Annotated in this window: 5 protein-coding genes and 1 pseudogene; 4 read left to right on the top strand and 2 right to left on the bottom strand. The window is 54.3% G+C overall.

Annotation, left to right across the window (positions count from 1 at the left end; translation table 11 throughout):
- The first annotated feature begins 470 nt into the window (after positions 1 to 470).
- The 3 genes from AB3X95_RS38715 (at position 471) to AB3X95_RS38725 (ending at position 3659) form a co-directional block, all read left to right on the top strand.
- Entirely contained in the window at positions 471 to 1382 is a 912-nt protein-coding gene (locus tag AB3X95_RS38715; protein WP_368623985.1) for a polysaccharide deacetylase family protein, read from the top strand.
- A 315-nt stretch (positions 1383 to 1697) separates the two neighbouring features.
- Positions 1698 to 2639: a glycosyltransferase gene (locus AB3X95_RS38720; protein ID WP_368623986.1), complete on the top strand. Its 942-nt coding sequence runs from the start codon at positions 1698 to 1700 to the stop codon at positions 2637 to 2639.
- A gap of 99 nt (positions 2640 to 2738) precedes the next feature.
- Positions 2739 to 3659 (top strand): glycosyltransferase, encoded by a 921-nt coding sequence (locus AB3X95_RS38725; RefSeq protein ID WP_368623987.1) that lies wholly within the window; start codon positions 2739 to 2741, stop codon positions 3657 to 3659.
- Between the two features lie 67 nt (positions 3660 to 3726).
- On the opposite strand, the gene AB3X95_RS38730 is transcribed toward AB3X95_RS38725, so the two are convergent.
- Together AB3X95_RS38730 and AB3X95_RS38735 are read right to left on the bottom strand one after the other, a co-directional pair.
- Positions 3727 to 4851 carry a glycosyltransferase gene (locus AB3X95_RS38730; RefSeq protein ID WP_176123591.1) on the bottom strand — a complete coding sequence of 375 codons (1125 nt, stop codon included), beginning with the start codon at positions 4849 to 4851 and terminating at the stop codon, positions 3727 to 3729.
- A 103-nt stretch (positions 4852 to 4954) separates the two neighbouring features.
- Positions 4955 to 5551 (bottom strand): annotated as a pseudogene (locus AB3X95_RS38735) (sugar transferase); the annotation flags it as partial.
- A gap of 924 nt (positions 5552 to 6475) precedes the next feature.
- Here AB3X95_RS38735 and AB3X95_RS38740 point away from each other — a divergent pair.
- Positions 6476 to 7735: a glycosyl hydrolase gene (locus AB3X95_RS38740; RefSeq protein ID WP_254905977.1), complete on the top strand. Its 1260-nt coding sequence runs from the start codon at positions 6476 to 6478 to the stop codon at positions 7733 to 7735.
- Positions 7736 to 8718: the final 983 nt, after the last annotated feature.

An 8718-nucleotide genomic window follows, 5' to 3' on the forward strand; every position in this document is an offset into this window, starting at 1 on the left:
CGTGAGAGACTCACATCGTTATTGCGAACCACAGCGGCATTCGTAAGGAGAGAGTTCTGATTCATCGAAACCCCAGGGCGGGTGTACGAAAAGGGTAGAAGCTGGACTTAAGATGCAGGCGATACGGCGTTGCCAAAATCTCGCTTTCTGTCACGGGACGGCAACATTTTTGATGCTGACGCTGCGTGCGTCAGTTCGGTGTGCAACGCAATTTTGCGATGTTCCCTCTGCTTTGCGCGCCACCAACTTCAGAATAATCGTCTTACCGTATAAACATAAAAGCTGCCTAATTATCCGCTGAACCCCTGTTTTCCCCGCAGTAGATCCAGCTCTGGAAAAATAGCGCATACGGCGCACTAACGAGTATCCCAGACTATCTGAAGTCTGTCATTATCTCTGTACGCTAACGCACATCGCTTTAGTGGCTGCAACGTCACAATCCCATTCAATGCCGTTAGCTTGGGATGCATATGAAACAATTGATGCGTGAGATTTTCACACGCGCGCTGCTTTTCAGTGGAATCCCCGCCGCGATTCGAGCCTTGCTTTGGCGTGATCGCACCGCGATTCTGCTCTATCACGATCCATCGCCCGCCACGCTCGAGGCTCATTTCGAGTACCTGAAAGACAAGGTCGAGTTCGTGCCCTTGTCGCAGGCAAATTCGCGTGGTAGTGGTCGCCCGCGCGTGGCCGTCACGTTTGATGACGGCCATATTGGCAATGCGAAGTTGCTGCCCGTATTCATTCAGTACGGCGTGTACCCGACCATCTACATCTGCAGCAGCATCGTGGCGCAGGATCGTACTCACTGGTTCCTGCATCCCGTCGCGAAGGATGCAGGTGTGAAGCGGCTGATTCGCATGAAAAACCAGGAGCGCCTGGCCGAACTGGACGCGCGAGGCTTTCATCAGGACTCGCTCGACGCATCGGCGACGATTACTGGCCTCAGCGCCGCCCATATTGAAGAGATGCGCCCCTATGTCGACTTTCAGTCGCACACGCGTTATCACCCGACACTGACCTTCTGTGAAGACGACGAATGCTTTGAAGAACTTGCGCTGTCAAAGTTGGAGGTAGAACGGATCGTCGGGAAGCCGTGCGAGCATTTTGCATATCCCTATGGCATTTTTGGTCCGCGCGAAGTCGAACTGTTGAAGGCCGCCGGCTACAAGAGTGCACGCACGACCGACGTGGGCTGGAACGACGAAGGAAGCGACCCGTTCCGGCTCAAGGCGTTCGACATTGACGATCATTCTTCCGTGGCGTGGTTCGCCGCGCAGCTGACAGGCCTCACATTGGCGCCGCGCTATCTACGACTGGGACGGGTCCGGCGCTTCGCTCAGCGCATCTTCAGCAGACCGCGAGTATTGAACCAGGCGTAGACAGCGCAGCGCCGCCGACCACCGCGCACGGACCGAATCTGGTCAAGACGAGGCAATGTCGGTCGAGCGACGACGCGACCCATCGCGCTTTAGCGTAGGACACATTTGAGCACCGCGCGGCATTCGACCCAGGCAGCAAATCACACCGATCAGGTATTTGCCAATAAAACTGCTATAGCGGGCGATCTCGGCTTCGAGCAAGACAAGTGGTCAACGTTCGATCACCTGCTAATTAAAGGCGGAAATAAGCCGCCCGAGCACTTTTTGTGACGGCCTTATTGTTCCTTATCTCCACGATTAAAAAAGGAAGGCGGTATGCGTAAAATCTTCATCACGTCTCCCGGTAACGCAAATTATCCGGAAATTACTGCCTATCAAAACTATTTTAAGGCTCGCGGCGTGGAGGTGGTGGTCGGAACGATAAGCGAGTATCGTGCGCTCGAGAACAAGCGGAATTTCGTGTTGTGGGAAATCATGGGCTTTTATCCGAATCGGTTTGAATCCGACTTCGTCATCCACGACTACCGTTCTCTGTCCGTTGGCGGCTGGCCGGCGATGAAAGACGTCGCGAAGCGGTACTTCAATTGCCAGCCGAATCTGCGGATCTTTCAAAACAAACGGCAACAGGAGATCATGGGTTTCGGCCACGGCGTCCCCAGTGTCATCCTTCCTATGGGCGTGCCGAACTGGATCTTCGAGGTGCAGGGTGGCGGTCAGAGCGAAAAGAAGGCTGATTTCTGCTATATCGGCGAAATGAGCGTCGAGCGGGGCTTCGATCGCGTGCTGGAAGCGTTTATCAACAAGTTCCAGAAGCGCGACACCTCCCTCCTCCTGGTGGGAAAACCGGACTCGCGCATCTATGAAAGATTCTCGAATGCGAAAAATATCATTTTCACTGGGCCGTTGCCGCAGCGTGATGCGCTGAAGCACGTGGCCGAATCCGAAGTTGCGGTGTGCTATTTCCCCTATCACCGGCCGCATTGCTATCAAACGCCGACCAAGCTGCTCGAGTATGCCGCCCTCGGCAAGAAAATCGTCTGCAACGACTCGCCGTCCAATATCAGATGCTGTGAAGAGATGGGCATCCACAGCGTGATCACGACGGCGAACATATTTGACGGAATCGATGAAGACGCCGCGCGCAGTGCGACAGCGAATCGGCGGACGGACTTTGCGGATCTCATTTGGGACCGAGTGATAGAGCAATCCAACGTCGCGGCGTTTTTGCCAAAGGATATCAAGCTAACCAACGCTTGAGCAGTTCATTGGCGTGCGACGTTTCAACGAACGCGGTCCGAACCGTCCCATAGTAGCGCAGAGTTGGCCGCAGAGACGAAACTTGAACGGTGCAATGACATGCAAATATTCATTCTTCACCCCGGCAAGGCGAACTATCCGGAGATAGACGCTTACACGAAGTATTTTGTCGGAAATGACTGTAAGGTGACGTCAGGAACGCTCGATGATTACAAAAAAGTCAAGAACCCTGAGGAATACATTCTCTGGTGCATCATGGGTTTTTACCCTAGGACTCCTGCCGCGAAATACGTGATCCACGACTATCGCTCGCTGTCGGTCGGGCGTAACAGCGCGCTAAAGGACACCATCAAGAAAACGTTACAACCGCGGCCCAATCTTCGAATCTTTCAGAACGATTCGATGAGCGAGGTGATGGGTTTCCGGGACGGAGTGGACACCGTTTTTCTGCCAATGGGCGTGCCAGACTGGATTTTTACCGCAGATGCTGACCGCAACCGGCCCCTTCCGACGGGCACATATTGCTACCTGGGCGAGATAACGCGAGAACGCGGCTTTGACGGCTTCATCAGGAACTTTCTGGCCGCCAAGCGCGACTCGGATACCCTCGTTCTGGTTGGGCCTGTTGAAAAGGAAATCTCCGACGCATATCTTCAATCGCCCGGCGTCCTGTTCACAGGACGTCTTCCGCAACGCGATGCCCTGGCGGTGGTTCGCAATTGCGAGATCGCTGTTTCAACCATCCCCTACAAGCGTCCGTATGACGTGCAGACGCCGACCAAGCTTCTGGAATATGCCGCACTCGGCAAGAGAATCATCTGCAATGACTCTCCGTCGAATCTGAACGCCGCCGCAAAGTTTGGAATTCAATGCAAAATAACGGGCCCAGACGTATTCTCTAGCATCTGCAATTTCCATGGCGATATGGTACCGAAAAACGACCCGTCTACACTGTTGCATTTGCGGTGGACAAATATAATCGCCGCCTCAGGCGTGGAGCGTTATCTCGCGAGGATCTAAAAAATAAAATGGTTTGCGCGAAGACCCGCGCAAACCATTTCTATTATCAGCGACTACGAGCGCTTTTTTACTCGCTCAGCACCGCACGGCCCTCGCGGATGCTCCGCAGTTGGGTCGAATAAAGCAGCTCGATGTTGTTGAAGAAGCGATCTTCACTGAATCGATTACGCGCCTCCTCCTGCGCCCGGCGGGACAAATCTTCACGAAATTTCTCGTCGGTTAGCATCTCCTGGATCAGCGATGTCGCTTCCGCAGCCGTCCGATAAAGGACGCCTGTCGAATTGTGGCGAATGGTATCTATATTGCCCGGACAATCCGACGCCACAACGGGTGTGCCGAGCGTCATTGCCTCGATCAGGGAGATAGGCATCCCCTCCCAGGAAGCTGTCGACAAATAGATATCCGCTTGCACGACAGTTTCGATCACGTCAGCACGCGTAAGCCAACCGGTCACACGCACACCAGCGTCCTCGAGCGTCCTCCGGAGACCTGCGTCGCCGTCGCCGATCCATACAAATTCCGCGTCGTCCCGATCGAACGATCGTGCAATCTCCGCGAATAGTTGCGGATTCTTTTGCACACGAATGCCGCCGACAGTCGCAATGATTCGCCGTTTCGTCGACCCGACTTTTTCAGCGCCTCTCAGACGAGTGTCGCCCTGTGCACCGACAGCCCGATCGATCGCATTCTCGACCAGTACTGCATCTCGCCGCAGATAGCGGCGGATTGCCGCGCATTCGCTCTCAGAGCAGCCGACATATGTGCAGCTCTTCAAACATGCAAGCCACTCCAAGGCCGCGAAACAGTATCGCTTCAACCTGCCAATGTCCCGCCGTGCAAAGGAGATGCAATGGGGGCTATATAAAAGCGCCGTTGACGGCAACGCAAACAAGGTCGCCATTCGTCCAAGGAAACCCGCGAACGACGAGTGCATATGGACAATGTCCGGGTTCAATCGGATGAGTTGCTGGCGCAACACGGACATGATGTGCGCCAATGATGGTCCTTTCATCTGCAGATGCTGCAGGACGACATCAGAGTGAAACATTGCGCGCAAGTTGTTTGGCGTTTCCTCGCGCTCGGAATAGATCACATAAACCTCGTGACCTTCCTTGGCGAGCCGCGTCGCAAGCGTGCTCACAACTGCAAGCGTTCCTGTGGCAGTCGATTCAATTACGTGGACCACTCTCATAACTTTTTCTCGTGAATTGCTCAGCAATAGCGGATCACTTCACCCGATCGGTCACGGCGATCGGGACGACATGCAATCCACGACATTGGAACCTCAGCCGGGATCAGTAGGCTCCGTCTTTTGCGAACACCACTTTGACGGTTTTCAGAAGAATCGATATATCGAATGCCAGCGAGCGGTTCATTGCGTATCTGACGTCGAGCGAAACCCGCGTCGGATAGTCCACATCGTTGCGGCCACTGACCTGCCATAGACCCGTCATTCCGGGCTTCAGCGCCAGGTAGTAACGAACATCACGGCCATATCGGGCCAACTCCTTCTGGACAATAGGACGGGGGCCAACCAGGCTCATATCGCCACGCAGCACATTCCAGAGTTGCGGCAACTCATCGAGGCTCGTCTTGCGCAGAATACGGCCAACCGGCGTCACCCGAATGTCGTTTTTAAGCTTGAAATCTCGGTCCCATTCCGCACGAGCCTGCGGATCTGTTGCGAGCAGTTTGGCAAGAACTTCATCCGAATTCTTGACCATGGAGCGGAACTTAAGGCACTTGAAAGTACGTCCTCCCCGGCCAATTCTCGGATGACCATATACGGCGTTTCCGTGGTCGCTCATGACGACGAGCGCAATGATCAGTAGAACCGGAGAGAGAAGTATGAGCAGAACTGACGCTCCGCAAACGTCCATTACTCTCTTCACCGCGTCATCCCATCTTGCAACCAGGAGGTTCTCGCCTGGCGGATGCGAGTCATCCACGGCGACTTTTTTTGAATTCGCCTCAAGGCACGCCTCTTCCAGTTTCGGATCCGCGGCGGCGTTGGATTCGAACATGCTATCTCCTTGGTTCGGAAACTCGTGGGGAAGGTGCCGGCGTAGGCACTTTGCGCTTGCAAAACAGATTTTGGTGTGGAAGTGAATCATTTAGTGTGGCTAATTCATTGATTCACTGATGACTTCGGGACCAGCGTAACATCTCACTCCGCGACTGAATGTTAGTAATCGCGCATAAAGACGCCATCGTACAGTTCGCTCGCGACACGTCATCTTCAACAGGCGCACCGACTGGTCTTTTATCAAATCAGATACGCAGAATTCGAATTGATGACTTCGCTCTTGATTGCTCTTATCGCTTGGTACCACTTATAGATACCATGACAAAGCGATCACATCAGAGACCTGCTTTTATCAGACGGTTAAACCGCGCCTTCCAAATTTTTCGATTTCCAAATTGTCTAAAGAGAGACGACTGTTTCAGCACAAAAATTTGCGTTATTGCTGCGTTCAATGAAGGTCAAAAATGAAACTTGATGAACAACAGCCTGTTTTATGGACTATCGCGCCAAAGCCTATGCGACCACTCGTCGCTGCGCTTCCAAGTCGAAAAAGTATCCCGCTCGGCACTCGACCCGATGTGCGTTCCCGCACACGGCCGGACGATTCGATCATTGTCGAGCTAGACACGAAAACTTCGTTTGATCCTTGTAACGCCGACGCCGTGTCTGATGCGCGTGTTTGACGTATTCGTGCGACCAATGCGTTCGCTTCAAACAATTGATGTTCATCTCCACACCTAACTTTCACGTTTTTGGACCAATTCAGGGTGTCAACCTTTATAGTTAAGATATGAAACCCAATTTCATCTTCTTGTTCGCCGCCTTAACACTTTTGTGTGGGCAGCCAATGTCGGCCTTCGCGAAGAATGGTCACGCCAATACAATGGACGCGGCTACAGCCAATGCTCAGCGGCTCGCGGCGCTGCAGCCGCCGCCCACCGGAAGCGGAAACGACCGTTTTGCAATGGACGTGAACTGCAATCTGTGGAGTGCGGATCAGAAGGCGCTGAGCGAATGCTCGAAGGACCTGGATCTGATTGCCGGTTTAGGCGTCGGTACGGTTCGCCTCGGTGTTTCATGGGACTTCATGACGCTGGCCGACGGCAGCACGCTGGACCCCAATAAGGTGACCTTTCTGAAGGCGCTTCTGAACGCCGCGCGCACGCGCGGTATGAAGATTCTTTTCCTGGTGGGCATGTACGCGCCGTCTAGTGCATACCAATGCCCGGCTACCCAGAATCCGCCGAGCGCATCCTCAGCGCGACTCGACTTCTGCGACGCGGCGTTCACGAAGTATTTCGGCGCGCTGATGGACGTCGCGTTGCCGTTTACGGCTGACATCGAACTGTTCAATGAAACCAACTGGTCGTTCTCCGCCTCGGACCCATCTTACGGTGATCCGCACGGTATCTACGGCTACATTCTGGATCGCAGCAAGACGCTCTATTCGGAAGCCAAACAGATCCTGAACTTGAAAAGGCAGTCGGGCTACAAGACGGTTCTGCACACTCAGGGCATCTCCTACTTCTACAACTCGACGTACCCGAATAACGGCTGGCAGCCGCCCGCAGGCAACGAGCTGATCCAGGCGACCGACTATATCAAGGCAATGGGCAACAACTCGAAGAGCCCAGCCAGCCCGTTGAACACCACGATCGATGTCGTCGACGTTCACCCTTACTTCAGCAGCGCCGACTACCACTTGCTGATGCAGTCGTTCAACACAACCGTGTCGAATCTGGTTGCCAGCGGTTCCAAGCCGATCTGGATTACGGAAACCAACAACGGTAAGAGCCGCACCGACGCCGGGCAACTCGCGGCATTCAACCAGTTGAAAGTTTTGATGGACAACGGTTCTGTGGCAAAGGCGTTCTGGTATGTCGTGCGTAACGGCGACCCGAGTAACGGAGAAGGCGACGGCTATTCGATCTACGATTACAACCGTAACCTGATTTGTCCGCAGCTTGCGGCCGCCATTCGCGCATACACCGCGACGATCCCGCGAGCGCAGCGATTCCTGTCGGCCCCCTACCTGACGCCAGTCAAGTGAACCCGCCTATCGCGATTGATCAGGTGAACGCGAACTCCGACTCTGGAGTTTGCGTCATTTTTGTTGTTTTGCCCTGCTCCAACGTGCTTGATAGCTTTAAAATGGGGAAGCCGCGGACATCCGCAATGACAGACGAATCATAAAAGGGCGATGCGACTAATCATCCTCCTTTGATCCTCTCGCACGCGCAACGCAAAGCGCACACGCAAAGACCCCAATCGCTACGCCGATCAGCAGGCAGGCGGCATGCGTCAAGAAAGTTACCATCTTCCACTCCCCTTACGACCACATCGGAATATTGTGAATTTGAACAGCACGATGTCATCGGTGGCGTAGCTATGGGCTGGGATATTCCGTAGCGGCACCGGACAGTGCGATGAAGGCGACCTAAAGTCCGGCAGAGATTGACAAAAGCACAGTGTCCTATTTGCAAATGAATACCGATGTAATATCGAAACTCACTATACCACGGCTTTAGCCCCCCTCTCGGCGCCAATCTCCAGAATGGCAATGGCCTCTTGGCCAACGGGCAGATTCAGTAAAGTATGACGTACAAAGATGGCCGACACGGTAGCCGAACGCGAAGGTGCCGGCAGCCCGATAGCGCGGAAGCCCGAGAAGCTTAAAAGGCTGCAGGAATCAACATTCGAGCCGAGTCGCTACAATGGCGACCGGCGCGAAAGTAGGAATCAGAAGGATGCAGCCATAGATGAGGACGTCGGCGCCCGTGCGCTCAGCTTTCGAAAGCGCCATCAGGCAGATCTAGTGGCCGGCGAACGCAGTGAGCGGTGAGAAATCGAGCGTGGCCGTCGCGTCGCGAAGGTTAGTTCTTCTTTGTCTCCCCACTGGCCGGCAGTGCGTCGAGATAGGAAGCATTGCGATAGAGGCCGGCGCGCGCACCCAGACTGTAGCGATAGACATCCGTATCGATCCCGTTGAAGATCACACCCTTCACCCGGGCATTCGCCTGCTTGAGCTGCGCG

Source organism: Paraburkholderia sp. BR13444, from assembly GCF_040948755.1.
Classification (GTDB): domain Bacteria; phylum Pseudomonadota; class Gammaproteobacteria; order Burkholderiales; family Burkholderiaceae; genus Paraburkholderia; species Paraburkholderia youngii.